Below are 26,407 nucleotides of genomic sequence, written 5' to 3' on the forward strand. Positions count from 1 at the left end.
GGGCACATTTGTAACTTGTGTGCGCGCGCTTGCAAATCAAGCGGAGCGTACAGGTTGCCGCATTGTCACCAGTTCTTCCGCCATAACGGGATGTACTGCAACCGTGCGATCGAAATCTTCCTTTGTCGCGCCCATCTTTACGGCAATTCCGGCCAGCTGGATCATCTCTCCTGCTCCGGGGGCAACAATATGGCAGCCCAGAACCTTGCGCGTGGCCTGAGACACGATCAGCTTCATCAGAACCCGCTGCGTGCCACCGGCAAACGCCTTCTGCATCGGTTTGAACGAAGTGGCATACACATCGATCGGTTCCTGGGCTGAGGCTTCTTCCTCGCTCAGGCCAACTGTGCCGAATTCCGGTTGCGTGAAAATGGCGGTTGGGATCAGCGCGTGATCCACAGGGGTCGGGTTACCTTTGAAAACGGTTTCCACAAAAGCCATACCCTCGCGGATGGCCACGGGTGTCAGGTTGACCCGGTCGGTCACATCCCCAATGGCATAGATCGACGGAACGGCGGTCTGGCTGTATTCATCCACGACGATCTCGCCCTTGCGCCCACGTTCCACACCCAGCTCTTCCAGCCCGAGGTTGTCGGCATTCGGTGCCCGGCCCGTGGCGTACATGACCACGTCAAAACGATCCTCGGTGCCGTCCGTCGCCTTGACGCGGATCTGGTCGCCATCCTTGGCCATTTCCAGCACATTGGTGCCCAGCCGTACATCGATGCCGTTCTGGCGCATCTCTTCGCAGATCAGCCCCCGCGCTTCTTCATCAAAGCCACGCAGGATCTGCGCACCGCGGTAGAATTGCGTGGTCTTGACGCCCAGACCGTTCATGATCCCGGCGAACTCGCTGGCGATATAGCCACCGCCGACGATCAGGATGCTTTCGGGCAGCTTGTCCAGATGGAAAATCTCATTCGACGTGATCGCAAGATCCGACCCCGGGAAGTCCGGCACCACCGGTCGACCGCCTGTTGCAATCAAAATGTGTTTGGCGGTTTTGCGGGTGCCATCGGTCAGCTCGACCGTGTGCGCATCCACGAGGCGCGCGCGCTGATCAAAGCTTTCGACGCCGTTGTTTTTCAGGATGCTGCGATAAATCCCTTCCAACCGGTCCAGTTCTGCAACCAGCTTGCCGTGAAACATGCCCCAGTCAAACGCGCCGGGCTGAACATCCCAACCATAAGCTTGCGCATCTTCGATCATGCCCGAGTATTCACTGGCAAAGACCATCAGTTTCTTTGGCACGCAGCCCCGGATCACACAGGTGCCGCCATAGCGGTCTTCTTCAGCCAGCGCGACCTTTGCACCGGCTTCACCCGCCGCCACGCGTGCCGCCCGGACCCCGCCCGAGCCTCCGCCGATGACAAAAAGATCATAGTCAAAGCTCATGCCGGGTTCCTTCGTTCAACTTGCAAAATTCCTCTGGATATCTGGGCGCGAAAACCCCGGTGCCAACCCCCGGGCGTGGAATTTTCGATCTTTTGCCGACGCTTGTCCGATTGGCTTGCATAAAACTCAGTCCGTTTGGTCGGAAAACAGGTTTTCCCGGGATCCGCTCAGCAGCTGATCCAGTTCCAGGGTGCCCGCGTTGATATCCCGCAGTTCGACCCGCCCGTCGCCGTGTCCGATGATGACCTTGTCACAGATATCGATGAACAGGCCGTTTTCCACCACGCCGGGAACCTGGTTGAGGATCAGGGCCATCTGACGGGGATTGCCGATGCGTTGCAGGTGCAGGTCCAGAATGTGGTTGCCCTCATCCGTCACGAACGGGGCCGCGCCATTCATACGCAGCGCCGACGAGGTTCCAAGTACATCCATCGCATCCAGCGCTTCTTCGATCAGTGTTCGCGTGGTTTGCCAGCCAAATGGAACAACCTCGACCGGCAAGGGGAAAGCACCCAGCGTTTCCACCTCTTTCCCGGCATCTGCGATGACGATCATCTGATCGCTGGCCGTGGCAACGATCTTTTCCTGCAAATGCGCGCCGCCGCCGCCCTTGATCAGGTTCAGGTCGGCGTCGAATTCATCCGCGCCGTCGATGGTCATGTCCAGCCACCCGGCCTGATCCAGAGAAATGACTTCGATCCCGACTTCGCGTGCCAGCTGCGCGGTGCGGGTGGAGGTGGGAACGCCCTTGATCCGCAGACCTTCGTCCTGCACCCGTTCGCCCAAACGACGGACCAGCCAGGCCGCAGTGGATCCCGTTCCAAGACCCACGCGCATGCCGTCCTCGACCATCTCGGCGGCACGACATGCGGCCACGTATTTTGCGGTGTCGATGGGCGACAGTTCTCCGGTCATGGCAGCTTTCCCAGTTTGGCCTGCCGGAGTTATAGGGAATGCGCCGCGCGACTGCGACCACATTTTGCGGTTCGGCAAGCGTAAAGATGCCTGAAGACTGCGCGTTTCCTATCGGAAACGTCGCAATCATGTCTTACACCCTCATCTTTGTCATATAGATTGCCCGCATGTTGACCCGATACCGCCTGCACTACGCCCCTGACAACGCCTCGCTGGTGATCCGGCTGGTGCTGGAAGAAATGGGTGTGCCCTATGAAACTGTGCTGGTCGATCGCCGTCGCAACGAACAGGACAGCGCGGCGTACAGGGCATTGAACCCCAACGGGCTGATCCCGGTGCTTGAAACTCCGCAAGGGCCGATCTTTGAAACGGCGGCAATCCTGCTGTGGCTGTCCGAGCGCCACGGGCAACTGGCCCCGGCAACAGAGGCCCCCGAACGCGCCGAGTTTTTGAAATGGCTGTTCTTTGCGTCCAACACGCTGCACGCCGATCTGCGCATTATGTTCTATGCCGAGAAATACATCACCCCACCACAGGCTGATACCCTGCGCGCAGGCATCCGCCCCCGTTTGAAGCAGCACCTGCAACTGTTGGATGCGCTGGCAAAACGCGCGCCAGCCTGGTTCTGCGCGGAATGCCCATCGGTTTTGACCTATTATGTCGCCTGCATGATGCGTTGGATGGCCTTGTATCCGGCCGATGCAGATCGCAGCTGGTATGCGCTGGCTGACACCCCGGCCCTGCAAACCATCCTGGCACAGCTCGAGACACGCCCCGCCACCCACACGGCCATCGCGGCCGAGGGTCTGGGCCCCGCACCCTACACCTCTCCTATTTACGCCAACCCCTTAGAAGGCTCAGCTACCTGACATGTTCCTCTCTGTCTTCGATATGTTCAAAGTGGGCATCGGCCCGTCCTCCTCGCACACCATGGGCCCCATGGTGGCGGCGGCGCGCTTTCTGGATATGATGCGTGCTTCACCCTTTGAATTTGCGGGTCTGAAGGGCTCGCTGCATGGCTCGCTCGCCTTTACCGGCGTCGGCCATGCGACCGACCGGGCGACCATACTGGGCCTGGCCGGCTTTGTTCCGGACACCTATGACAACGACAAGGCCGAGGCCGCATTGGCGGATATCGCCAAGACGCACACGGTTACCCCCGACGGCCTGCCGACGCTTCAGTTCGATCCCAAAACAGACCTGATTTTCGACTATGACACCAACCTGCCGGGACACGCCAACGGGATGATCCTGATGGCTACGGACGCGCAGGGGGACGTGATCCTGCGCCAGGTTTTCTATTCCATCGGTGGCGGTTTTGTCCTGACCGAAGAAGAACTGGCCGAAGGCAAGGCAACGGATGAAGGCGCACCGGTGCCGTTCCCGTTCAAGTCCGCGGCTGAAATGCTAGAGATGGCCAAATCCAGCGGCAAAACCATCGCCGAGATGAAGCGCGCCAATGAGATTGCGCGCGGCTGCGCCGACAGTTTCGCCAAAGGATGCGCCCGTCTGTGGGACGTCATGAATGCCTGTATCGAACGCGGTTTGACGACCGACGGCATTCTGCCCGGCGGGCTGAAAGTGCGACGCAGGGCAAAGGGTATCTATGACGCGCTGATGGCCGAACGCGGCATGAACCTGACCGCGCCGCATACGATCAACGACTGGATGAGTGTCTACGCCATGGCGGTCAACGAAGAAAACGCCGCCGGTGGGCAAGTCGTAACGGCACCGACCAATGGGGCGGCGGGCGTTCTTCCTGCGGTGCTGCGCTATTACCTGGACCACGTTCCTGGTGCCTCGGAGAGGCATATCGAAGATTTCCTTCTGACTGCGGCCGCGATTGGCGGGCTGGTCAAATACAATGCGTCCATCTCGGGGGCCGAAGCGGGGTGTCAGGCCGAGGTCGGCAGCGCATCAGCCATGGCCGCGGCGGGGCTCTGTGCCGTGATGGGCGGCACGCCCGAACAGGTTGAAAACGCCGCCGAGATCGCGTTGGAGCATCATCTGGGCATGACCTGCGATCCCGTTGCCGGTCTGGTTCAGGTGCCCTGTATCGAACGCAACGGGCTGGGGGCCATCAAGGCTGTGTCCGCCGCATCTTTGTCCCTTCGCGGGGACGGCGAGCATTTCGTGCCGCTGGATGCGGTGATCGAAACGATGCGTCAGACCGGTCATGACATGCACGAAAAATACAAGGAAACCTCGCTTGGTGGATTGGCCGTGAACGTGCCAAACTGCTGAGATCGCAACAAATGGGGGTCGAAATGCGTGGACATTGCCTGTGCGGCAGCATCAAATACGAAATCGACCCTCCTGCCCTGTCCTGCGTCACCTGCCATTGCGACAGCTGCCGACGCCAATGCGCCGCGCCGATGACAACCTATTTCGCGGTTCGTGACGGTCAGTGGCGCTGGATCGGGGAAGAGCCGAAACGCTTCAACTCTTCGCCCGGTGTCGAACGCAGCTTTTGCCCGGATTGCGGCACGCCAATCTCGTTCCGTTCGGCAAAAATGTCGGATGTTCTGCATCTCTACGTCGCCACTTTGGAGACCCCCGAGGCAATGCAGCCCACATTGCACGTGTCGCATGAAGAAAGGTTGAGCTGGCTGTGCCTGGATGACAACCTGCCCACCTGCACCGGGCCGGATTACACAAAGGTTCAACCGCTGCCCGACGCCTGACATTCGACCTTTCCACTGCGCCGCTAAGCAGATAGCGTCGCGCGCATGACACAGGATCGTCCCGTCTTGGGCATCTTTTTGATGCTCGGTTTTTGCGTGCTTGCACCCTTGGGGGATGCGATGGCAAAGCTGTTGGGTGAAACGACACCGTTGGGTTTGCTGGTTGCAGTCCGGTTCGCGGTCCAAGCGCTGATTCTCATCCCGCTGGTGAGGATGACAGGTCGGCCCTGGCGGATGCACGGGCGTATCCTGCGCCTGACAGTCATCCGCACGCTGCTGCACATCGTCGGCATAACCGCGATGTTCAGTGCGTTGCAGTTCCTGCCCCTGGCTGACGCCATCGCCATTGCCTTTGTCATGCCGTTCATCATGTTGCTGCTGGGCAGATACGTTCTGGGCGAAGAGGTCGGCGCGCGGCGCCTTGTGGCCTGCATCGTCGGTTTCATCGGCACACTTCTGGTCATCCAGCCCAGCTTTGCCGAGGTGGGCCTACCTGCCCTGCTGCCGTTGATCGTTGCCGTGGTCTTTGCCCTGTTCATGCTGGTCACGCGGCAAATCGCCAAGGAAACTGATCCAATTTCCTTGCAGGCGGTGTCTGGTGTCATGGCCACTGTGGGGCTGGTTCCTGTCCTTGTGATCGGAACATCGCTTGGTATCTGGAACCTGTCCGCCGCCTTGCCCGCCCCCGACATGTTTGGGCTGCTGATCGCGATAGGAGTTTTGGGAACTGTCGCACATCTGCTGATGACATGGTCGCTGCGCTATGCACCTTCGGTCACGCTGGCCCCGATGCAATATCTGGAAATCCCTGTGGCGACCCTGATTGGCTGGGCCATCTTCAGCGACCTGCCGGACGGGCTGGCGGCGGTTGGGATCATGATCACCGTCGCCGCCGGATTGTACGTTATTCTTCGCGAACGGGCCACCGCTCGCTCTGCCCCGACAGAAACACCTGCATAAGCGGATCGAGTGCGGCGCGGGGAACCATCACCAACAGGCCGGGCCCATTCATCTGCAATTCAACATCCGACAGCGCACGATTGGAGGTGCCCACCCGGTCGTCCGGTTGCAACCGCAGGCCGTCGATGGGCCATTCCAGCCCGGTGCTGCGCCCCGTCACGGGGCGCATAGGAAACAGCGACACCACATCCCCTGGAGAAACCGGCAACCGCATTTGGCGGGGTGCGTGAAACACCACCTCATGCGCGCCCAGCAGAATGCAGGCCTGTTCCTGACGCCTGACCAGCACGTTCAGAACGGCAAGCTGATGATCAAGCCGTCCGCCCAGAAAACCGGCCCCCAAAACCAGTGGAGCCTGCACATTACGCAAGGCCTTGTCGAAATCGGTGCTGTCCTGTTCACGAATGGCAAAAAGCCGGTCAGACGGGATATTGGCTTTCGTTGCTTTGTCCAGCGAATCGAAGTCCCCGATGACCGCATCCGGAATCCGGCCTGATTCTGTCAGAACTGCCGCTCCACCATCAGCTGCAACGACAGAAGTGACGCGGTTCAGCACCAAATTCAGGTCCTCGGAACCGACAAAACCACCCCCAAACAACCCGATTGGATCGGCAGAGCGTACAATTGGTTCATTTTTCCAAAGATTGGCCATTTTTCCCGGATTTGGACACATTAAGACCACAAAATGATAGGTTCATGCATAAAGTTCAGAGCCTTCGTGTGCTCCCGATTCCGGGTAAGTGGGCTCTCGTAGTTTGTAAAGGACGTGCGTCTGATGGTACAGAATAACAAGGTATTGACCGTTTCATATGGAACCTTCTCCTGCACTTTGGAAGGATTCGACGATTCCTTTGAAACGATGAAAGCCATTGCCGAATATTTCCGCGATCTTGCTGCAGATGATCGTTACTTCGGCTCAGAGCCTCCACAACCAGACGCCGAAATGCTGACCCGTATCGCACGCCGCGACGCATCGCAACGCGTCGAAGCCAGCCAAAACGAATCCGGGCTTCTGCTGCGTGCCGCTCCAAACACCGAAGCCCAGGCACCAGTCGCTTCTGACGCAGAGGGCCCGCGTGCGCAAAATGCAGATGTCATGACCACTCCCCCTCCCGAATATGCGCAAGCAAGCCCGGGGCAGACCGCGTTCACGAACGCGGAGGCCGTCGACGCCACCACATCTCCGCCGGCCGACAGCATTGCCGCAAAACTGCAACGCATCCGGGCCGTTGTTTCCCATTCGGACGTCCCCCCCACTGCCTATTCCGAAGACGAGGAATCTTCGCTGCTGGCCAACACCGCCCCCCCGGTGGACGCCGTGGCAGCCGCGTTCGAAGCAGGTGCTCTCAATGCGGATGACTTTGCTGAACCTGCTGAGCCCGAGGCCGCAGAAATCGAGGATCTGCAAGCGCTTGACGCCGAAGACGTACATGACGACGCGCCGGCAGTATCGGAAAACCAGGCCTTCGAATCCGCCGCGCCGAATATCGAGAACGATTCCGAACAGCAGGTGCAGCTGCCCCCCGGCCACCTGCGGGATGAAGAAATCGAGGTCGCAACGGACGACGCGCAGCTTCCTGCTGAGCCCCTGTTCTCGGATCTGGAAGAGGATACCGACGAGGAAATCGACGAAGAAGATGTTCCAAACATCCTCAACGTCGAAGACGTGGCGATCGAATCCGAAGATGAAGCAGATGACGAGCCGCAAGACGATCAGGCGCAAGGAGTATTGTCGGAAGAGGACGAAATTCAGCTGCTGTCCGAGATTTCCGAAATCGAAAAAGACATGGCGGGCCGTTCAAGCCAAAAACTGACGGATGACGCCGATCCTGATCAGGATATCTCGCGACTGATGGCCAAAACCGGTGAACATATGGAGGATCCCTCCAGCAGCGACGCGCGAGAAACCTATTCGCACCTTCGCACCGCCGTTGCCGCGACCGAGGCCGACCGTGATGACCAACCGGCCCCGAAAACCTCGCCTGTTGATGAGTATCGCGTTGATCTTGCGTCAGCGGTCAGCCCGCGCCGCCCCGAAGTTAACGTGACCAGCATACGCCCGGAAACAGATGCTCCGGCTCCGTTGAAGCTGGTTGCTGAGCAGCGCGTGGACGATCAAAGCGAATCCAATGGCCCCGTGATGCCGCGTCGCGTGACCACTCAGGTGGAAGAAACCGGGTCGGAAGAAGGCGGTTTTGCGCAATTCGCACAGGATCAGGGTGCACAGTCGCTCCAGGACCTGCTTGAAGCGGCGGCGGCCTACCTGTCTTTCATCGAAGGACAGCAACAATTCTCGCGCCCCCAACTGATGAACAAAGTCCGTTCTTTGAAGCAAGATGAGTTCAATCGCGAAGAAAGCCTGCGTTCCTTCGGACAGCTGCTGCGCGATGGAAAAATCGAAAAAGCCGGTGGCGGCCGTTTTGCGGCCTCTGACCTGATCGGCTTCCGTCCTGATGATGAGCGCGCAGTAGGCTGACTGCCGCGCCAATTGACGAAAAGGGCCGGGTGAACCCCGGCCCTTTTGCTATGGCACGTCCAGAGACAAACGCCCGTTGTTAAACAAGACTCAGCGTTGCCCATTGTACTGGGCCCGACCAGCCGCCTTGGTCCGAGCAATGGCCCGGCTCAGGATTGATCCGGGTCTTCTTTGCCAACGCCGCGAAAAACGAACTTGAACGGCAGGGCCCAAAGAATGCCCAGAACGATATAGACCAGAAGTTCCACCCATATCGGGGGGCGCTCCAGCCAGTTCAGAACCGTCACCACCGCCACAATGTAAAGTGGCAGGCCGATCACAAGAATAACCAACGACCAACGCCGGCGCGCCTTATAGCTCAGACCTGTTTTCTGCTCTTTGTTCATCAATCTGCAAACGGGTCGGTCACCAGAATGGTGTCGTCCCGCTCCGGGCTGGTGGACAAAAGGGCCACAGGGCATTCGATCAACTCTTCCACGCGGCGCACATACTTGATTGCGTTGGCAGGCAACTCGGCCCAGCTGCGCGCGCCTTCGGTGGATTCGCTCCAGCCCGGCATTTCTTCGTAGATCGGGGTGCAGCGCGCCTGCTGTTCTGCGGCAGTCGGCAGAAAGTCGAGGCGCTCGCCGTCCAGTTCATAGCCTGTGCAAATCTTCAGGGTTTCAAACCCATCCAGAACGTCCAGTTTTGTCAGAGAGATCCCGTTCACGCCACTGGTCGCGCAGGTCTGACGGACCAGGCACGCATCAAACCAGCCACAGCGGCGCTTGCGACCTGTCGTTGTTCCGAACTCATGCCCGCGTTCCCCAAGGCGCTGACCATCCGCATCCTCAAGTTCTGTCGGGAATGGGCCTTCGCCGACACGGGTGGTGTAGGCTTTGACAATCCCCAGCACAAAGTCGATCGATCCCGGTCCGATCCCCACCCCGGTCGCAGCCTGACCTGCGATCACGTTGGACGAGGTCACGAATGGATAGGTGCCGAAATCGATGTCCAGCAGAGCGCCTTGCGCCCCTTCGAACAGGATACGTTTACCCGCTTTGCGTTTTTCGTTCAGCACTTTCCACACAGGCGCGGCAAACGGCAGAATCTCTTGCGCGATCTCTTTCAATTGGGCGATCAGCGCGTCGCGGTCGACCGGCTCGATTCCCAGACCCTTGCGCAGCGGGTCATGGTGCTGCAAAGCACGGTCTACCCGAGCCTCGAGCGTGGCCTCATCCGCCAGATCCGCGACGCGAACGGAACGGCGCCCGACCTTGTCTTCATAGGCCGGCCCAATCCCACGACCTGTGGTGCCGATCTTGGTTCCCTTGCTGGCCGCCTGTTCGCGCGCACGATCCAACTCGCCGTGGATCGGCAGGATCAACGGGGTGTTCTCGGCAATCATCAGCGTATCGGGGGTGATTTCCACACCTTGTGCCTGGATGGTCGCGATTTCTTTGACCAAATGCCAGGGGTCCAACACCACGCCGTTGCCGATGACGCTCAGCTTACCGCCGCGCACGACACCGGACGGCAGAGCGTGCAGCTTGTAAACCTCGCCATCAATCACCAGCGTATGTCCGGCATTATGCCCGCCCTGAAAACGCGCGATCACGTCCGCCCGTTCGCTGAGCCAGTCGACGATCTTGCCTTTTCCTTCGTCACCCCACTGGGCGCCGACAACAACCACGTTGGCCATATCCGGTCCTTTTGCGCTGAGTTATCAAACCCGGCTCATATAGCGGGGCGCAAACGGCAGGGAAACCGATATTTCGCCGCAGATGAAAATCGCGCGAACGCGCGATGCCTCCGGCGGGGATATTTATGGCCAGATGAAAAGCGGATCCCCTGCTTCATCTGGCTGAAAATATCCCGGGGGAGCCGCACGGAACGAGCGGCGGGGGCAGAGCCCCCTGCCCGGCATCAACGCAGATGCACCGGTTGCCCATGAGGTGTCGTCAGATAAGCCTCTTCCCAGGACTCATGTAGCCCTTTTACCTCCTGTGGCGGCGCGACGCCTTGCTCGGCCAGCAACCCCTCGAGCGTTTCCAGCCATGCACGGAAATAGTCGTCGCCGCCGTCCAGCTCTCGCGCGAGCCCGTGGCGCTTCAACGTGTCCGAGAACCGAGCCGCCCAATCGGACCAATCGAACCGCCCCGCCTCGTTCAGGGCAACGGTGACGGCAAAGACCTGAGCGTGCCAGGGTTCGGCAAACACCGGTTCTGGGGCTGAATGCTCGTTGCAGCCGCTCATGCCGGTTCCAGATAGCTTTGCCAGAGATCCAGAACCACTTCGTCATCCGGATGCTCCGGGCTGGTCCAAAGTTCCGAAGCGGGGAAGACCACGGCATAGATCGGTTCGGGCGCTTCGCCCAGCCCATGGGCATTGGAATCGGGCAGGACATGGATTCCGTGCAGGCGCAGTATTCGACCCCTGGCACCGGACGCATAATTCGGCAGGCGTGTGTGCCCGCCATCCACAATGCGATTTCCCGCCGGACGGGTCGTGACCACCTGTTGACCGACAGAAAACTGCACCGCCACGTTCGAAGGTCTGTCCGCTGGCCCACCTTTGGCCAGGGCGGCTGACACGGCGTCCGCCTTGAGCATCCGTTCTGCCAACGGATGCGGCCCATCCTCTCCGCCGCTGCGCAGGTCATCCAGAGAAAGAACGCCGCGTTCAACCAACAGGTCAGCCAGGCCCGAAATCCATTTCTCGTAGTATGAAAACCGGGCGTAGTCCTTCGGCGACAACCGTTCCCTTGCGTGACGGGATACGTCGATATTCCACTGCCCCAGAAAGCCGGATGCAAGTGTCACTGCAAGCGCCCGTGCGTGCCAGTCTTCGGCAAAAACCGGCCCATCCTCGGCCTCGGGATTTATCGGACCATCTCCAAAGCGGCCGCCCATATCGTGAACGCGGGTCATGAAGGGGCCTTCGGCAGGCCCGTGCCGATCATGCTGTCACGTGTCACAAGTGCGGCAAGCGCCTTCTCACTCATCCCATCAGTTCCATCGGGACGCATCGGCAGAACGAGATAGCGAATCTCGGCCGTCGAATCCCACACCCGCACCGAAGTGTCTTCAGGCAGGGTGAGGCCGAATTCGGCCAGTACCTTGCGGGGTTCACGCACCGCTCGGGCACGGTAGGCATCAGATTTGTACCAACCCGGCGGGATACCCAGCAACGGCCAAGGATAGCAGCTGCACAAGGTGCAGACGACTATGTTGTGCCGGGTTGGCGTGTTCTCGACAACAACCATGTGTTCACCCTGGCGGCCATAATAACCAAGATCCGCGACCATCGAGGTGGCGTCTTCCAGCAGAGCGGCCTTGAAAGTTGGGTCGCTCCAGGCTTTGGCAACCACCCGCGCTCCGTTCTGCGGGCCAATCTTGTTCTGATAGGTGTCGATGATTTCGTTCAGAGCCGCCGGGTCGATCAGGCCCTTGCGGGTCAGAATCGTTTCCAGCGCTTTGACGCGCAGCGCGGGTTCGGGCGGCAAAAGGGCGTGCGGGTGGTCGTGGTCGTCATGAGGCATGGGCCGCAGCCTGCGTCACGCATCGGCGTTCTGTCCAGTCCCTTTGACGTGATATGACATATCACGTGCGGTGATGCGAACTCGTGACTTGCCCCCGCTGGCAAACTTGCATAGATACCTCGCGATACACGCCACGCTGTACAGGAACACCATGGAAAACGTCGTTCTCATCATCCACCTTCTTTTGGCCCTAGGCTTGATTGCCGTTGTTCTGATGCAGCGGTCCGAAGGCGGTGGCCTTGGCATGGGTGGCGGTGGTGGCGGAGCCATGACAGGCCGCGCAGCAGCGACGGCTTTGGGCAAACTGACCTGGATCCTTGCCGCTTGCTTCATCGTGACCTCGATCACGCTGACCATTCTGGCGGCGCAGAAATCTTCGGGCAGCTCGGTGATCGACCGTTTGGGCGTGCCGGCTCCGGCTTCAAGCGAAGAAAGTACTCCGGCAATTCCGTCGGCGGATGACCTTCTGCCGCCTGCACAGGGCGACAACGCGCCGCTGATCCCGCAGGCCGACTGACCTACAAAACCTAGAAACATGGAAGAGGACTGCAACAGCATCTTGCGGTTCTCTTGCGCTTTTGGCGCGAATCCTTTATACGTGAAGTCCCGTGATGCAGCGGTTTTTCGAAACCGTCGGGCAGCTGATAATGACGTCTCACGGGAGCAGCCGAAAAACTATGGCGCGTTTTATTTTCATCACTGGTGGTGTGGTTTCGTCCTTGGGCAAAGGACTGGCTTCGGCGGCGTTGGGCGCCTTGTTGCAGGCCCGGGGATACTCGGTACGGCTGCGCAAGCTGGACCCCTATCTGAACGTCGATCCGGGGACGATGTCGCCGTTTGAACACGGCGAAGTATTCGTCACCGATGACGGGGCCGAAACCGACCTGGACCTGGGCCATTACGAACGGTTCACCGGCGTGGCCGCGCGCAAGACCGACTCGGTCAGTTCGGGGCGGATCTATTCGAACGTTCTGGAAAAGGAACGACGCGGCGACTATCTGGGCAAGACCATTCAGGTGATCCCGCACGTCACCAACGAGATCAAGGATTTCATCGCCATCGGCGAGGATGAGGTTGATTTCATGCTGTGCGAAATCGGTGGCACCGTCGGCGATATCGAGGGTCTGCCGTTTTTCGAGGCGATCCGCCAGTTCAGTCAGGACAAGCCGCGCGGGCAGTGCATTTTCATGCACCTAACGCTGCTGCCTTATATCAAGGCCTCGGGCGAGCTGAAAACCAAACCGACTCAGCACTCGGTGAAGGAACTGCGCTCGATCGGTCTGGCGCCCGATATTCTGGTCTGCCGCTCGGAAGGGCCGATCCCGACCAAGGAGCGCGAGAAACTGGCGCTGTTCTGCAACGTGCGCCCCGACAGTGTGATCGCAGCGCAGGACCTGAGCACCATCTATGACGCGCCGCTGGCCTATCACCGCGAAGGTCTGGATCAGGCCGTTCTGGACGCGTTCCAGATCAGCCCTGCGCCCAAACCTGATCTGGCAAAATGGGAAGACGTCAGCGACCGCATCCACAACGCCGAGGGTGAAGTGAAGGTCGCCATCGTAGGCAAGTATACGCAGCTTGAAGACGCCTATAAATCGATTGCCGAGGCGCTGACCCATGGCGGCATGGCCAACCGGGTCAAGGTCAAGGTCGAATGGGTTGACGCCGAGGTGTTCGACAACGAAGACGTCGCACCCTATCTTGAAGGTTTCCACGCCATCCTCGTCCCCGGAGGCTTTGGCGAACGTGGCACAGAGGGCAAAATCAAGGCCGCGCAATATGCGCGCGAGCACAAAGTCCCCTATCTGGGCATCTGCCTTGGGATGCAGATGGCCGTGATCGAGGCCGCCCGAAATGCGGCTGGCATCAAGGAAGCTGGTTCGGAAGAATTCGACCACGAAGCCGGGAAGAAACGTTTTGAACCTGTCGTGTACCATCTGAAGGAATGGGTGCAGGGCAATCACAAGGTCGAACGCAAGGTCGGTGACGACAAGGGCGGCACCATGCGCCTGGGCGCTTACAATGCGGTGCTGGCAGAGGGATCGAAAGTCGCTGAAGTTTATGGCGGCACACAGATCGAAGAGCGCCACCGTCACCGCTATGAAGTGGACATCAAGTACCGTGAGCAGCTTGAAAAGGCCGGGCTCAACTTCTCGGGCATGTCGCCGGACGGACGCCTGCCCGAGATCGTGGAATGGTCGGATCACCCATGGTTCATCGGCGTGCAGTACCACCCGGAACTTAAGTCCAAACCGTTCGACCCGCATCCCCTGTTCCGCGATTTCGTACGCGCTGCGAAAGACACTTCTCGCCTGGTCTGACCCTGGGCTGTGTCGGACTGTCACCCCGCGTTGTTTTGTGCGGGCTGATCTCTTAACTGTATGTGCAGGCAGAATTTCTGCTTCGCAGGCTCAATGCCGTTCAGAGTTTCAGGAGATTTCCGATGAGCAACGCAACAACGATTACCAACCTCCAGCAAGCGCTTCATATGGAGCTGACGGCGGCGCACCAGTACCAGCTGCATGCCCATGTGCTGGAGGACTGGGGGCTGGACATCCTTGCCGAAAAAATGCGCGCTGAAATGCAGGAAGAATTGGGTCACTCCGACGCGTTCATCGAGCGTATCCTGTTCCTTGGCGGCGTGCCCGAGCTTGCGTTTCAGAAAAGCCCAGTCGCCGCGGGGTCTCTGGAAGACATGTTTGCCGCGGACCTGAAGGATGAAACCGAGGCGGTCGACTTCTATACCAAGGCCGCGTTGCAGGCCGCCGAGGTCGGCGACGTTGGGTCAAGGACCCTGTTCGAACGCATCTTGCTGGAAGAAGAAGGCCACAAGGACTGGCTGGACACTCAGCTGAACCTGTTGAAGCGTTTGGGTGAGGCCAACTTCAGCGCAAAATTCGTATCCGGCGCCGCAGAAGAAGCCTGAGGCACGCACCGCCGCTTACCCATGCACCAGCATGGCCCGGACCATCTTGCAATGGACCGGGCCGTGCGGTTTCCGTCACTTCAATGTGACGCTGCCGAGCAAAAAACCTCTACTCGGTCTGCCCTCATGGGGTTAACTGTTGATCACACCACGACAGGAGAGCCCCGATGAGCGATCAATCCCAACGCGCGAAGACCTTTGCGAGCCTTCACAAAAAGGGCGACCCCGTCATTCTGTTCAACATCTGGGATGCTGGCAGTGCCGGCGCGGTGCGGGATGCAGGCGCGCAAGCCATTGCAACTGGCAGTGCACCTGTTGCCATGGCACAGGGTTTTGGCGACGGTCAGAACATCCCGCTTGAGACCGCATTGGACAATGCGCGCCGCATGGTTGCAGCGGTTGATCTTCCGGTGACACTGGATTTCGAAGGGGCATATGCCGAAGATCCACTGGGCATTGCACAAAACGTCAAGCGTGCGCTGTATTGCGGCGTGGTTGGTTTCAACTTCGAAGATCAGATCATCGGCGGTGACGGGCTGTACGATACAGCTGTTCAGGCCAAACGCGTCGAAGCCATGCGCGCGGCCTGCGAAGACGCGGGCATACCTGCCTATGTCAACGCAAGAACCGACATATTCCTGAAAGCCCCGGCAGAAACACATGATGAGGCCATGCTGAACGACGCCATTGCCCGTGCTTCGGCCTATGAGGCTGCGGGCGCCAGCGGTTTTTTTGCTCCGGGGCTGAAAGACGAGGCGATGATCAGCCGTCTGTGCGAGCATACGAATCTGCCGGTCAACATCATCGCCCTGCCCGGCACTCCTGGCACACCGCGTCTGGCTGAACTGGGGGTTGCGCGCGTCAGCTATGGTCCGGTTCCTTATCGCCAGATGATCAAGTGGTTAACAGATCAGGCGCACGCCGCTATTCACTACCGCAACTGATCACCCAGAAGTTGTGGGATTGCAATTGCCGCCGCTTCTCATCACCCTGCTTTTGAAACCGAACAGGAGGCTAGCCTGATGAAAGGCTATTGGGTTGCACATGTCGATGTGGACGACATGGACACATACAATACCTACATTGCTGCAAATGCAGAACCCTTTGCAGCTTACGGTGCGCGCTTTCTGACGCGCGGTGGAAAGCGCGAAGTGAAGGAAGGCGCAGCGCGCGCCCGGACCGTCGTGATCGAATTTCCCAGCTATGAGGATGCGCTTGCCTGTTACGAAAGCGAAGCTTACCAGAAAGCCAAAGCACTGCGCGCCCCGGTATCGATGGGCGATCTTGTGATCATTCAGGGCTATGACGGGTAGACTACGCTTGGCGCACCACAAAATATGGAATAACCTTTTGCCATGTTGAAAAAGTTCCTTCAGGCGCTCAGGCCGCCCCAGCATGAACATCTTCCGGACCCGGATGCCGAACTTGCTCTGGGTGCGCTCATGGTGCGCGTGGCGCAGGCTGATCGGGACTACAAGCTGGAAGAAATCCGCCTGATCGACAAAATCCTGGCCCGTCTCTACCAGCACAACGCGATCGAAGCAGCCAAGGTGCGTGCCACATGCGAAAAGCTTCACGCGGCAGCGCCGGATACCGATACCTTCGGCAAGCTGATCCGCGAGACCACGGATCTAAAGGAACGCCTGGCCGCTCTGGATGCGCTGTGGGAAGTTGTCCTGGCAGATGGAAACACCGACGAAGGCGAGGTGAAAATCGTCGAGGAAGCCCGCGTTGCCATGGGGTTGAGCTTTAACGACAGCAAGGCCGCACGTGAACGCGTTCAAAGCCGCTTGGATGTGAGTTAGGCGCTCGCTATATCTAACGCATGTTCAGTGAGTTTCTTTCCAGGCTTACGCAGCCTCAGCCCGATCCTCTTGTCGACGATGACGCCCGCCTTGCCCTGACGGCCCTGTTGGTGCGACTGGCGCGGTCCGACAATGACTATTCCGATTCCGAAATGGCCCGTATCGACCGAATTTCGGCGCAACGCTATGGCCTGTCTCCGTTCGAATGCGCCGCCCTGCGTGCCCGCGCAGAAGATCTTGAGGCCGAGGCCCCTGACACCGTCCGCTTTACCCGAGCCATCAAAGAGGCGGTTGCCTATGAAGATCGGCTTGCGGTCGTTCAGGCACTGTGGTCCGTGGCGTTGGCCGATGGGCACCGCACAAGCGAGGAAGATTCGCTGCTGCGTCTGGTGGTCAGTCTTCTGGGCGTAAGTGACGTGGATTCCGCTTTGGCACGGCAAAAGGCTGCAAAATCGTGATTGCCATGCTGGGCATGTATGACATGCCTGCCCTGCAAGCCGCCAATGACAGGTTCTGGAACCTGATTCGCACACAACTTGGATCAGGCCCGGAACACCTTACCCGCGACAAAGACGTGTGGACGGTCTGGCGGGACCCAAACCTGATTCTGGCACAAACCTGTGGCATGCCGCTTCGAACCCGATTGCATGGTCACGTGCAACTGGTTGGCACCCCGGACTACGGCCTGCCCGGATGTCCACCCGGGTATTATTGCTCGGTCTTTGTGGCGCGGCTTGGCGACGATCGGGATCTGGCGGGGCTGAGCACAGGGGTTTTCGCGTATAATGAGGGCTTGTCCCAATCCGGCTGGGCTGCCCCGATCACACATATGACCCAGGCAAACCTGCACCCCGCCGGATTGTTGGAAACCGGCGGGCATGCGCTGTCTGCCCAAGCCGTCGCAGATGGCAAAGCGGACTTTGCCGCGCTGGACATGCTGACGTGGCTGATGCTGCAACAACATAGCAATTTGGGGACCAAACTGCGCGAACTGGCAAGAACGACTCCGACTCCGACCCTTCCCTACATCACTTCGATGGGTCGGAATCCGCAGGTCATTGCGGGCGCTGTTCGGGCCGCGATTGACCAGCTTTGCGACGACGATCAACGATTGCTACATATTCGCGGGTTGATCGATATTCCCGCGGCGCACTACTTGGCTGTCCCCACTCCGGCGCCCCCCAAAGATGGCGGAACAACGACTGCCCAATTTGTCGACTGATTTTGGCCAATTTGGGTGTTTCTCCGCTTGATTCTGTCATTTGCACATTGCATTGACCTTTTTTTTCGGTCCTAGTACCGGACCAACACCACCAACCACTGGACTGCCCGTGACAGAAACTGCACCCGTTATCGAAATCAAAGACCTTCACAAAAGCTTCGGAAATCTTGAAGTGTTGAAGGGGGTCGATATCACGGCACATCGCGGTGACGTGGTATCACTGATTGGGTCGTCCGGGTCCGGCAAGTCGACGCTTCTGCGATGCTGCAACCTTTTGGAGGACAGCCAGCAAGGAGAAATCCTTTTCAAGGGTGAGCCTGTGAAATGGTCCGGGGAAAGCCACGGGCGCCGCCCCGCCGACTCCAAACAGGTTCTGCGCATACGAACTAACCTGTCGATGGTGTTTCAACAGTTCAATCTTTGGGCGCATATGACCATCCTGCAAAATGTGATGGAAGCCCCCGTGACCGTTCTGGGGCGCGACAGGGCCGAGGTGGAAGAGAGCGCGCGCAAGTATCTGGACAAGGTTGGCATCGGCGACAAATGCGACGCCTATCCGGCGCAATTGTCCGGCGGGCAGCAACAGCGCGCCGCCATTGCCCGCGGCCTGTGCATGGAACCCGAAGCCCTGCTGTTTGATGAACCGACTTCGGCTTTGGACCCTGAACTGGAACAGGAAGTGATCAAGGTGATCAAAGACTTGGCCGCCGAAGGGCGTACCATGATCATCGTGACGCATGACATGAAAATGGCCGCCGACATTTCAAGCCACGTGGTGTTCCTGCACCAGGGCCTGATCGAGGAAGAAGGCACGCCCGAAGATATCTTCACATCTCCTGAATCCGAACGGCTTCGGGGTTTTCTCTCCGCCACTCAGGCGGCTTAACTTCAAAAACAGAACCAAACTGGGGAGCAACCAATGAAAAATCTGATTCTGTCCACTGCCGCACTGGCGCTGACCGCCGGTATCGCCATGGCCGACACCGTCCGCATGGGAACCGAGGGCGCCTACCCTCCGTACAACTTCATCAATGATGCAGGCGAAATCGACGGCTTCGAGCGTGAAGTCGGCGATGAACTGTGCAAGCGCGCGAACCTGGAATGTGAATGGGTCAAGAACGACTGGGATTCGATCATTCCGAACCTGGTCTCGGGCAACTACGACACCATCATCGCGGGCATGTCGATCACGGACGAACGTGACGAAGTCATCGACTTCACCCAGAACTACTTCCCGCCTGCGGCTTCGGCCTATGTCGGTGCGTCTGAGGATGTTGATGTCACCACCGGCGTCGTTGCCGCACAGACCGCCACCATTCAGGCAGGCCACGTAGCCGAGTCGGGCGCGACTCTGGTCGAGTTTGCAACTCCGGAAGAAACCATTGCAGCCGTCCGCAACGGTGAAGCCGATGCCGTGTTTGCCGACAAGGACTTCCTGGTGCCGATCGTTGAGGAATCCGCCGGAGAGCTGGTCTTCGTGGGTGATGACGTTCCGCTGGGCGGTGGCATCGGGCTGGGCATCCGTGAATCGGATGGCGAACTGCGCGGAAAGTTCGACGAAGCGATCACCTCGATGAAAGCGGACGGTTCGTTGAACGAACTGATCATCAAGTGGTTCGGCGAAGGCGTTCCGACCTACAACGCTGACGGTTCGGTCGTTACAAACTAATCCGTATCAAGCGGTTCGGCGCGTCCATCGCGCCGAACCCTGCCCGGTGGAACAACCGGGTACGACGTTCGAAAGACGCTTCATGTTTTCCTATTGCGCTGACCCTGACACGCTCGGAACATTCCGATGGTTCTCCTGCTACCTGACCAACGGCGTGCACTGGTCCTTCTACCTGTCGTTCCTCAAGGTGTTGGGATTGCTGGCGGTGACCGCGCCGGTCGCATTGGCGTTTGGTTTTGTTGGCGCAATGGCCGCCCGATCACATTTCCCGCCGCTGAGCTGGCTGGGCAAAGGGTATATTGCCATCGTGCGCGGTGTTCCGGACATCGCTTTCTTCCTGTTTTTCGTAATAGCCCTGGATCAGGCGTTCGAATGGACGCGGCACAAGATATTGTGCCCCGAATGGACCGACCCGATCCGGCAGGGAAATGACTTTATCGTCTGTCAGGCGGCCAAGCTGCCATTGGGGACCGCACCGGAATGGGTGCATGAAACCTACGGCTTTTTCCTGGCCGTCGTTACCTTCTCGATTGTTTTCGGCGCGTTTGCGGCAAACGTTCTGTTTGGGGGAATGCGCGCCGTGCCCCACGCGCAGCTTGAAACTGCCGAAGCATATGGCATGTCCCGTCGCCAGACCTTCTGGCGCATCCTTGTGCCGCAGATGTGGGTCTATGCCCTGCCCGGCCTGTCGAATCTTTGGATGGTTCTCATCAAGGCCACTCCGCTGCTGTTCCTGCTGGGGATCGAAGACATCGTTTATTGGGCCCGCGAACTTGGCGGCACCAAGACGTCCAAGTTCACCCAGTATCCGCATGGCGACTGGCGCATGTGGTACTTCCTGTTCCTGCTTGTCTTCTACCTCGGCATGACGCGCGTATCTGAACTTGGGCTTGAAAAGCTGATGCGGAAACTGTCCCACGGGCAGGCCACGTCCGGCGGCGAGCTTCTGCGCAAGGAGACCACGGCATGAGCTGCTTGCAGACGATTCAAGATTACGGCCTGCGGTCCCTGGGTATCGGCGAGCGCCTGCTGCCCAAAAGTGACTTCACCCTGTGCGAACAATTCACGCTGATCGGGTCGGGGATGATCTGGAATGTCTATTTCGGGATCATGGCGCTGGCGACCGGATTCTTTCTGGCCACGGCCCTGGCCGTCGGCAAGGCCTCAGCAAACAAATGGCTTCGCAAGCCTTCGGAATGGTTCATTTTCCTGTTTCGCGGCTCGCCCTTGTTTATCCAGTTTTTCTTCGCCTATTTCCTGTTCCTGTCGCTGAAGAAATCCAACCCGATGTTCGACGCCTTCACCTCAGCCTGGCTGGGGGCGCTGATCGTGCTGTTCCTCAACACCGCAGCCTATTCGGGCGAGATCTTTTACGGAGCGCTAAGGTCCATTCCCAAGGGCGATATCGAAGCCGCAGATGCCTATGGCATGTCAGGCTGGGCCCGTTTTCGCCGGATCGTCTGGCCCACCATGTTGCGGCTTGCCTGGCCTGCCTACACAAACGAAGCGATCTTTCTTTTCCACGCAACAACACTGGTCTTCTTTTCAGCCTTCCCGGCATGGCAGCAACGCGGAGACGCCCTGTATTATGCCAGTTACTTTGCGGACAAGACGTTCAACCCGTTCATCCCATACCCGATACTGGCGTTCTATTTCATCCTGCTGACGCTGGTGATCGTCGGGGGCTTTGGCCTGATCAACAAACGCCTGAACCGGCACCTGCCGGTCGCAAAACGGGCCAAGATGCGGTTCAAACTGAACCTGGCGCGCTGAGTTTCGGCGCGCCAGTCACGTCTGTACACCAAACCAAATCAACGCCAATCACCGCGCACCCGCGCGCTTTGCAGCACATTCAAAAGGGGAGAAGTGGTACCGCCTCCCTGGCTTGAACAGGGGACCTCTGGATCCACAATCCAGCGCTCTAACCAACTGAGCTAAGGCGGCACTCGTGAGGGGCGATGTACCGAACACGCCCGCGGAATGCAAGAGGATTAAAGCCGAAATTTCCAGCTTTGTTCGACAAGATCGACACCGAAGGAATGCACCGCTTTGCTGTCTGTCAATTCCCAGCCGGACGCCTTGTAAAGTGCGCAGGCGGCGGTATGGCTTTCGTGCGTCCACAGAACCATTTCTTTGTATCCTGCCCCTCGTGCGAAGGCAGTACATGCTTGCAGCAGGCGCTTTCCCAGCCCCAGCCCTCGTGCTTTCGGGACAAGCAGAAACAGCCGCAACTTGGCGGTATTCCGGTCAACAGCAACGCAGAAAATACTGCCCAGACGCTGCCCGTCCTGCTCGGCGATCCAGCCTCTTTCAAGCTCGGGGTCACTGTTGGTGATGAAGTCGTCAAGGATGCTGGCCACCAGGGGCGCAAAGCTGTCATCAAACCCTTCGTCGCGCGCATAAAGCAGACCGTGCTGTTCAACCAGCCACGCGGCGTCATCGGGGCGAAAGGGTCTGAGAACGGCGTCTTTCATATCTCATCTGACCGCAAAGGTGACTTGATTCTCAACCCCGTGCGCGCTAGCAGGAACGCTCAGTCTCGGAGGCACAGATGGGCATCAATACCGAACGCGACATTCAGGCAAACCTGCAAATCGGCCCGACCGATCAGGGTATGGTCCGCCTGTTCATCGAAGCTGACGGCATCGAAATACCGATGGATTTTGACCCGGAAGAAGCAGAAGAAATCGCCGACGAAATTCGCGCTGCGGTACAAGCCGCCCTTGCCGTCAAAGGCTGACCTTACAGCCTGGGATCCCGAAGCGCGTGCAAACGGCGCGCCGCATCCGTTGCAAATTTCTGGATCATCTTCTTGCGCCGCGCCGGTGCGATTTTGTCCTCGGGCGCCATGCGCACGATTTCCGCGTCATAGGCATCGGCGATGATCAGGCCTGTTTCATCTGGCAACAGATCGGTCGGGAACTCCGTGTCGACGGCCCAAAAGAATCGGTCACACCATTCCAAATAGCCCTGCCATTTCGAATCCGACTGATAATCGGCACGGCTGGATTTGCACTCAATCACCCACAACTCACCTTTTGGCCCCAGCCCCATCACATCAACGCGCAACCCGCGCGCAGGCACGAATTCCTCTACGGAAACAAAGCCATGGGCCGCAAGATGCCGGGCGACGCCACGCGCCAGTCTCTGTCCAGGTTGCAAATCCAAAGTCATAGCTGAAAATGTGAACAATTAGCGAACAAAAGTAAAGCACCTTTGCGCCTTGACATAGTACCTTTTGGTATCGCATAAATATGATACTAAAAGGTACTGTTTTTGGGGTTACTTATGGAGAACCAAACTCAAAACGCGTTTCGCGCGCTGGCCGATCCCACACGCCGGAACATCGTACGACTGCTCTCGTCACAGGACATGACGATCGGGCAGTTGACGGACCGGTTCGACATGACCCGGGCTGCGGTCAAAAAGCACCTGACGATTCTGTCCGACGGTGGGTTGATCACAGTTGAAGCGCGCGGCCGGGAACGCATCAATCGGCTTGAACCACAGGGTATGGCCCCGGTTCTCGACTGGCTCAGCTATTTTGACCAGCTCTGGGACGATCGCCTCAACTCTCTCAAGGAAGCCATTGAAAGGAAACAAAATGACTGATGCCATATTGAAGAAATCGATTTTCCTCAGGGCGGAACCGGAAACCGTTTGGGCCTATCTGACGGAACCTGAGCATCTGGCGGAATGGTTCCACAAACCGGAAAGAACACTGGCAGAAGGTCAGAAGCTTGAGATGTTCGGCACAACAAACGGCGACTTGCTGATCTGGGGAGATGTCCGTGTCGCCCGCCCCCCAAAATATCTTGAACACACCTTCACCGTCAAACCGATGGGAGACGCTGTAAGCGTGGTCAAATGGACATTGGAGCCGGTCTTGGGCGGCACACGTCTTGAGCTTGTGCACGAAGGATTACCGCAAGGCGTCGCTGCATTCGATCTGATCCTGGCTTTGGACAAAGGATGGGATGAACATTTCGGCAAGTTGCGTGTGTCATTGCACGAAACTGTTGACGTCTGACCTCTTGCGCGAACCCGTCAGACGCCCTACTTAAGCGCGTGGCGGGTTCTGCCCTTCTTGTGACAGGTAGCATTCTGGTGGCCTTAAGCAATTCCGAGGGGGCTGGCTCTGTTCAGGTCCTGGCCTGATTACCCGGCGCCCACCTGTACATACAGGTCCTCGGGAATCAAACCGCACGGTTGACTGGTGGTCCCGCCGCACTTTCCCTGAAATATCAGCGCCCTGCGTGGGCTTCCTGTTTCACGGTTGCCGGCTCAAAACTGTGTGCGACCGGTGTTCCCCGACGCGGCCCCTGCGGCTTTTCCGCCATGCTCATGATCTTGTACGCGAACTGAACGCCGGCAAAGACGATGCCGTTCATGAACCAGATCATCACCAACGCGATCAGGCCGATTTCCGACCCGGTGATCAGATGCCGAAGGTTCGCGACGTTCAGCGCCAAGAGCACCCCGACAAACACTGCCGAAATGACAAAACCCCAGGCGACTTGCGTGATATACAGGCGGATCAGTTTGGGCATGGCGAACCTCCTTGCGCTTCGACAACAATCCTAGCGCATGTCTGGTTCAGGTAAACGTGTCAGAACGCCTCGGGCTGGGCCTCGCGCGCCATGTGATCCAGCACGGCATTGACGAATTTTGGTTCTTTACCTTCTGAAAAAAAGGCACGCGCCACATCGACAAACTCGGTGATCACCACCTTGGGCGGTGTGCCGCTTTGGGTCAGTTCCGCACCCGCCGCGCGAAACAGCGCGCGCAGGGTCGGGTCGATGCGCGCGATCGGCCATTTCGCCACCAGCGCGCGGTCGGTCATCTGGTCGATCGGCGCCTGATAGTTCACGGCGTCATCCACCAGCTTGCGGAACAGCGTGCTGTCGCCCTCGAGCATCTCGTCGCCCTCGTAGACCGCGCCGAACCGGTGGTCCAGAAACTCGTCGACCACCTGCTCGGTCGTCTGGCCCGACTGTTCCATCTGGAACAGGGCCTGCACGGCATAGAGCCGCGCGGCAGACTTCATAAGTCGTTTCTGATTGGCCGGCTTCGGCGCGTCTGTCTGGGTCATGCTGTCGTGGGTCCGTTGCTGTCGCCCGCCACAAGGATGGACTCGGACGGCGGCTTGAATCCGACGCCCTTTTTGGAAGAGCCCCACTTACGGCTGAGTGCGATCAGATGCAAGGCCGCAGCAGCGGCTCCGCCACCTTTATTCATCTTTTCGGGATTTGCGCGGACTTCGGCCTGGTCGTCATTTTCGACGGTTAGGATACCGTTGCCGATACACAGCCCCTGAAGGCCCATCAACTGGATCGCACGGCTGGAGTCGTTACAGACAGTTTCGTAATGCGTGGTCTCACCGCGAATGACGCAGCCCAGCGCGACATAGCCATCGAAGTTGCACTGGCGATCAGCCATTGCAATGGCCGTGGGGATTTCCAGCGCACCGGGCACCTCAACGACTTCGCATGTGCCACCTGCCGCTTCGATCTCGGCCTCTGCGCCTGCAACCAGATTGTCGGCGATGGCGCGATAGAACGGCGCCACAACGATCAGCAGTTTCACCGGCTTGTCGAATGTCGGTGTCGGCAGCACGCCGTGTTTGTCTTGTTCAGCCACGATCAGTCATCCTTGAAAATTGAGCGGGTCCCCACAATCGACAGCCCAAAGGCATCGAGGCCCAGATACACGGTTTCCGGCGAGTCGGTCAGCAGTACGAGTTCCTGAATGCCCATCTTCGACAGGATCTGCGCCCCCAGACCGGTTTGCTTGATGGTGCGCGGGCCTTCATCTTCGACCGCATACAACGAGTTGCGCGGCTGGCGGAACAGGCAGACCACGCCGCGGCCCTCTTCGGCGATCTTTTCCATCGCGCGCGGCAACTCGCGCGATGATTTCGGACCAAGCCCCAGGATATCCGGCGCTTCGTGCAGGGCGTGCGTGCGCGTCAGAACGGGCTCGGGCGTGGTGATGTCACCTTTGATCATGACAACATGTTCAATGCCGTGGGTCTGATCGGTGAAAATCCGCATTTCCCACTCACCGCCGTATTCCGAGGTGACTGTTTGACGAGAAGTCTCGACAACCAGATTGTCATTGCGCGCCCGATAGCTGATCAGGTCGCTGATCGTGCCGATTTTCATGTTGTGCTTTTTGGCGAACTCGACCAGATCTGGCAGGCGCGCCATGGTTCCGTCTTCATTCATGATCTCGCAGATCACGCCTGACGGGTTCAGCCCGGCAAGACGCGAGATATCCACGGCGGCCTCGGTATGGCCTGCGCGCACCAGCACCCCGCCCCGCTTTGCCCGCAACGGAAAGACATGGCCCGGGGTGGCGATATGCGCCATCGTGTTCTGTTCGTTGATCGCGGTCGCCACGGTCAGCGCCCGATCGGCGGCTGAAATCCCGGTGCTGACACCTTCGCGCGCCTCAATCGAAACCGTAAAGGCCGTCTCGTGGCGGGATGAGTTGTTCACGGCCATCATCGGCAAGCCCAGCGCATCTATCCGTTCCGCCGTCATCGGCAAACAGATCAGGCCGCGCCCGTGGGTGGCCATGAAGTTGATCGCCTCGGCATCCGCAAACTCGGCCGGGATCACCAGATCGCCTTCGTTCTCGCGATCTTCGTGATCGACCAGAATGTACATCCGGCCGGCGCGCGCCTCTTCGATGATTTCTTCGATCGGGCTGATCGCGTCACGCAACTGGGCCTCGACCGGTCCGGGGGTTTCAAAGCTCATGGTGCAGCCTTTCACATGGCAGGTTTGCTCGGCGGAATAGACCACTGAGGGCGCAAAGACCAGTCCACAAA

At 58.8% G+C, this 26,407-nt stretch carries 34 protein-coding genes and 1 tRNA gene; 20 read left to right on the top strand and 15 right to left on the bottom strand.

Translation table 11 applies throughout. The features are described 5' to 3' along the window. Positions 1-36 precede the first annotated feature (36 nt). Positions 37-1,395, bottom strand: coding sequence for a glutathione-disulfide reductase (gene gor, locus GS612_RS09055; protein WP_171639712.1), 1,359 nt, complete (start codon positions 1,393-1,395; stop codon positions 37-39). A gap of 126 nt (positions 1,396-1,521) precedes the next feature. Then, positions 1,522-2,310, bottom strand: a complete 789-nt coding sequence (gene rpiA / locus GS612_RS09060) for a ribose-5-phosphate isomerase RpiA (RefSeq protein WP_171231878.1) — start codon at positions 2,308-2,310, stop codon at positions 1,522-1,524. Between the two features lie 167 nt (positions 2,311-2,477). Between rpiA and GS612_RS09065 the strand changes: the two genes are divergently transcribed. The 4 genes from GS612_RS09065 to GS612_RS09080 are packed head-to-tail and all read left to right on the top strand — an operon-like array spanning position 2,478 to position 5,954. Beyond that, complete coding sequence (locus GS612_RS09065) at positions 2,478-3,179, top strand: glutathione S-transferase family protein (protein ID WP_171639713.1); 702 nt, start codon at positions 2,478-2,480, stop codon at positions 3,177-3,179. 1 nt (position 3,180) lies between these two features. Then, positions 3,181-4,554 (top strand): L-serine ammonia-lyase, encoded by a 1,374-nt coding sequence (locus tag GS612_RS09070; protein ID WP_171639714.1) that lies wholly within the window; start codon positions 3,181-3,183, stop codon positions 4,552-4,554. Positions 4,555-4,577: 23 nt separating this feature from the next. Then, positions 4,578-4,994, top strand: coding sequence for a GFA family protein (locus GS612_RS09075; protein ID WP_171639715.1), 417 nt, complete (start codon positions 4,578-4,580; stop codon positions 4,992-4,994). 45 nt (positions 4,995-5,039) lie between these two features. Further along, complete coding sequence (locus tag GS612_RS09080; RefSeq protein ID WP_171639716.1) at positions 5,040-5,954, top strand: DMT family transporter; 915 nt, start codon at positions 5,040-5,042, stop codon at positions 5,952-5,954. Here the strand turns inward: GS612_RS09080 and GS612_RS09085 are convergent. Further along, positions 5,899-6,606, bottom strand: coding sequence for a thiamine diphosphokinase (locus GS612_RS09085; RefSeq protein WP_171639717.1), 708 nt, complete (start codon positions 6,604-6,606; stop codon positions 5,899-5,901). The two genes, GS612_RS09080 and GS612_RS09085, sit on opposite strands and share 56 nt — an antisense overlap. Before the next feature lie 123 nt (positions 6,607-6,729). On the opposite strand from GS612_RS09085, the gene GS612_RS09090 reads away from it, so the two are divergent. Next, complete coding sequence (locus tag GS612_RS09090; protein WP_171639718.1) at positions 6,730-8,430, top strand: hypothetical protein; 1,701 nt, start codon at positions 6,730-6,732, stop codon at positions 8,428-8,430. A 149-nt stretch (positions 8,431-8,579) separates the two neighbouring features. Here the strand turns inward: GS612_RS09090 and GS612_RS09095 are convergent, their stop codons facing one another. The 5 genes from GS612_RS09095 to nthA all read right to left on the bottom strand — a co-directional run bounded on the left by GS612_RS09095 (position 8,580) and on the right by nthA (position 11,950). After that, complete coding sequence (locus GS612_RS09095) at positions 8,580-8,816, bottom strand: DUF2842 domain-containing protein (RefSeq protein ID WP_171228487.1); 237 nt, start codon at positions 8,814-8,816, stop codon at positions 8,580-8,582. Next, entirely contained in the window at positions 8,816-10,111 is a 1,296-nt protein-coding gene (locus tag GS612_RS09100) for an adenylosuccinate synthase (protein ID WP_171639719.1), read from the bottom strand. The genes GS612_RS09095 and GS612_RS09100 overlap by 1 nt, the downstream gene beginning before the upstream one ends. A gap of 224 nt (positions 10,112-10,335) precedes the next feature. Continuing rightward, positions 10,336-10,665: a nitrile hydratase accessory protein gene (locus GS612_RS09105; protein WP_171639720.1), complete on the bottom strand. Its 330-nt coding sequence runs from the start codon at positions 10,663-10,665 to the stop codon at positions 10,336-10,338. Beyond that, complete coding sequence (nthB, locus tag GS612_RS09110; RefSeq protein ID WP_152457577.1) at positions 10,662-11,339, bottom strand: nitrile hydratase subunit beta; 678 nt, start codon at positions 11,337-11,339, stop codon at positions 10,662-10,664. Before nthB ends, GS612_RS09105 begins: the two co-directional genes overlap by 4 nt. Next, positions 11,336-11,950: a nitrile hydratase subunit alpha gene (gene nthA, locus GS612_RS09115; protein WP_171639721.1), complete on the bottom strand. Its 615-nt coding sequence runs from the start codon at positions 11,948-11,950 to the stop codon at positions 11,336-11,338. Before nthA ends, nthB begins: the two co-directional genes overlap by 4 nt. 151 nt (positions 11,951-12,101) lie before the next feature. Here nthA and secG point away from each other — a divergent pair, with 151 nt between their 5' ends. From secG to GS612_RS09175, 12 genes are all read left to right on the top strand, one after another. After that, complete coding sequence (gene secG / locus GS612_RS09120) at positions 12,102-12,467, top strand: preprotein translocase subunit SecG (protein ID WP_152457575.1); 366 nt, start codon at positions 12,102-12,104, stop codon at positions 12,465-12,467. Between the two features lie 160 nt (positions 12,468-12,627). Further along, complete coding sequence (locus GS612_RS09125) at positions 12,628-14,271, top strand: CTP synthase (protein ID WP_152457574.1); 1,644 nt, start codon at positions 12,628-12,630, stop codon at positions 14,269-14,271. A gap of 122 nt (positions 14,272-14,393) precedes the next feature. Beyond that, positions 14,394-14,876, top strand: coding sequence for a bacterioferritin (locus GS612_RS09130; RefSeq protein ID WP_152457573.1), 483 nt, complete (start codon positions 14,394-14,396; stop codon positions 14,874-14,876). Between the two features lie 167 nt (positions 14,877-15,043). Continuing rightward, complete coding sequence (locus GS612_RS09135; protein WP_171639722.1) at positions 15,044-15,820, top strand: isocitrate lyase/phosphoenolpyruvate mutase family protein; 777 nt, start codon at positions 15,044-15,046, stop codon at positions 15,818-15,820. A gap of 75 nt (positions 15,821-15,895) precedes the next feature. Next, positions 15,896-16,189, top strand: coding sequence for a DUF1330 domain-containing protein (locus GS612_RS09140; protein ID WP_171640012.1), 294 nt, complete (start codon positions 15,896-15,898; stop codon positions 16,187-16,189). A gap of 42 nt (positions 16,190-16,231) precedes the next feature. Further along, positions 16,232-16,681, top strand: coding sequence for a TerB family tellurite resistance protein (locus GS612_RS09145; RefSeq protein ID WP_152457570.1), 450 nt, complete (start codon positions 16,232-16,234; stop codon positions 16,679-16,681). A 20-nt stretch (positions 16,682-16,701) separates the two neighbouring features. Continuing rightward, a complete protein-coding gene (locus tag GS612_RS09150; protein ID WP_171639723.1) occupies positions 16,702-17,139 on the top strand; it encodes a TerB family tellurite resistance protein in 438 nt (145 codons plus the stop codon). A 5-nt stretch (positions 17,140-17,144) separates the two neighbouring features. Continuing rightward, positions 17,145-17,903, top strand: a complete 759-nt coding sequence (locus GS612_RS09155; protein WP_216603564.1) for a phosphate/phosphite/phosphonate ABC transporter substrate-binding protein — start codon at positions 17,145-17,147, stop codon at positions 17,901-17,903. Between the two features lie 109 nt (positions 17,904-18,012). Next, the gene (locus GS612_RS09160) at positions 18,013-18,789 is read left to right on the top strand and encodes an ABC transporter ATP-binding protein (protein WP_152457567.1); all 777 of its coding nucleotides are present in this window, start codon (positions 18,013-18,015) and stop codon (positions 18,787-18,789) included. A 33-nt stretch (positions 18,790-18,822) separates the two neighbouring features. Then, positions 18,823-19,572: a transporter substrate-binding domain-containing protein gene (locus GS612_RS09165; RefSeq protein WP_152457566.1), complete on the top strand. Its 750-nt coding sequence runs from the start codon at positions 18,823-18,825 to the stop codon at positions 19,570-19,572. Positions 19,573-19,654: 82 nt separating this feature from the next. Then, the gene (locus tag GS612_RS09170; RefSeq protein WP_171170555.1) at positions 19,655-20,542 is read left to right on the top strand and encodes an ABC transporter permease; all 888 of its coding nucleotides are present in this window, start codon (positions 19,655-19,657) and stop codon (positions 20,540-20,542) included. Continuing rightward, positions 20,539-21,345: an ABC transporter permease gene (locus GS612_RS09175; protein ID WP_152457564.1), complete on the top strand. Its 807-nt coding sequence runs from the start codon at positions 20,539-20,541 to the stop codon at positions 21,343-21,345. Before GS612_RS09170 ends, GS612_RS09175 begins: the two co-directional genes overlap by 4 nt. Positions 21,346-21,439: 94 nt before the next feature. Here the strand turns inward: GS612_RS09175 and GS612_RS09180 are convergent. Next, positions 21,440-21,516, bottom strand: a tRNA-His gene (locus GS612_RS09180). Between the two features lie 47 nt (positions 21,517-21,563). Further along, positions 21,564-22,046 carry a GNAT family N-acetyltransferase gene (locus GS612_RS09185; protein ID WP_171639725.1) on the bottom strand — a complete coding sequence of 161 codons (483 nt, stop codon included), beginning with the start codon at positions 22,044-22,046 and terminating at the stop codon, positions 21,564-21,566. 77 nt (positions 22,047-22,123) lie between these two features. On the opposite strand from GS612_RS09185, the gene GS612_RS09190 reads away from it, so the two are divergent. Further along, positions 22,124-22,312 carry a DUF6324 family protein gene (locus GS612_RS09190; RefSeq protein ID WP_152457562.1) on the top strand — a complete coding sequence of 63 codons (189 nt, stop codon included), beginning with the start codon at positions 22,124-22,126 and terminating at the stop codon, positions 22,310-22,312. Between the two features lie 2 nt (positions 22,313-22,314). Here the strand turns inward: GS612_RS09190 and GS612_RS09195 are convergent, their stop codons facing one another. Next, positions 22,315-22,746: an MmcB family DNA repair protein gene (locus tag GS612_RS09195; RefSeq protein ID WP_152457561.1), complete on the bottom strand. Its 432-nt coding sequence runs from the start codon at positions 22,744-22,746 to the stop codon at positions 22,315-22,317. Positions 22,747-22,860: 114 nt separating this feature from the next. Here GS612_RS09195 and GS612_RS09200 point away from each other — a divergent pair, with 114 nt between their 5' ends. Then, positions 22,861-23,184 (top strand): helix-turn-helix transcriptional regulator, encoded by a 324-nt coding sequence (locus GS612_RS09200; protein ID WP_171639726.1) that lies wholly within the window; start codon positions 22,861-22,863, stop codon positions 23,182-23,184. Further along, positions 23,177-23,602 carry an SRPBCC domain-containing protein gene (locus GS612_RS09205; RefSeq protein ID WP_171639727.1) on the top strand — a complete coding sequence of 142 codons (426 nt, stop codon included), beginning with the start codon at positions 23,177-23,179 and terminating at the stop codon, positions 23,600-23,602. Before GS612_RS09200 ends, GS612_RS09205 begins: the two co-directional genes overlap by 8 nt. Before the next feature lie 214 nt (positions 23,603-23,816). Here the strand turns inward: GS612_RS09205 and GS612_RS09210 are convergent, their stop codons facing one another. The 4 genes from GS612_RS09210 to ribB are packed head-to-tail and all read right to left on the bottom strand — an operon-like array spanning position 23,817 to position 26,336. Then, positions 23,817-24,122: a hypothetical protein gene (locus GS612_RS09210; RefSeq protein ID WP_171170548.1), complete on the bottom strand. Its 306-nt coding sequence runs from the start codon at positions 24,120-24,122 to the stop codon at positions 23,817-23,819. Positions 24,123-24,181: 59 nt separating this feature from the next. Continuing rightward, complete coding sequence (nusB, locus tag GS612_RS09215; protein ID WP_171639728.1) at positions 24,182-24,664, bottom strand: transcription antitermination factor NusB; 483 nt, start codon at positions 24,662-24,664, stop codon at positions 24,182-24,184. Next, positions 24,661-25,212 (bottom strand): 6,7-dimethyl-8-ribityllumazine synthase, encoded by a 552-nt coding sequence (locus GS612_RS09220; RefSeq protein WP_171231892.1) that lies wholly within the window; start codon positions 25,210-25,212, stop codon positions 24,661-24,663. Before GS612_RS09220 ends, nusB begins: the two co-directional genes overlap by 4 nt. Before the next feature lie 2 nt (positions 25,213-25,214). Continuing rightward, a complete protein-coding gene (gene ribB, locus GS612_RS09225) occupies positions 25,215-26,336 on the bottom strand; it encodes a 3,4-dihydroxy-2-butanone-4-phosphate synthase (RefSeq protein ID WP_171639729.1) in 1,122 nt (373 codons plus the stop codon). Between the last annotated feature and the right edge of the window lie 71 nt (positions 26,337-26,407).

This window comes from Ruegeria sp. HKCCD6157 (genome assembly GCF_013110685.1).
Classification (GTDB): Bacteria; Pseudomonadota; Alphaproteobacteria; order Rhodobacterales; family Rhodobacteraceae; genus Ruegeria.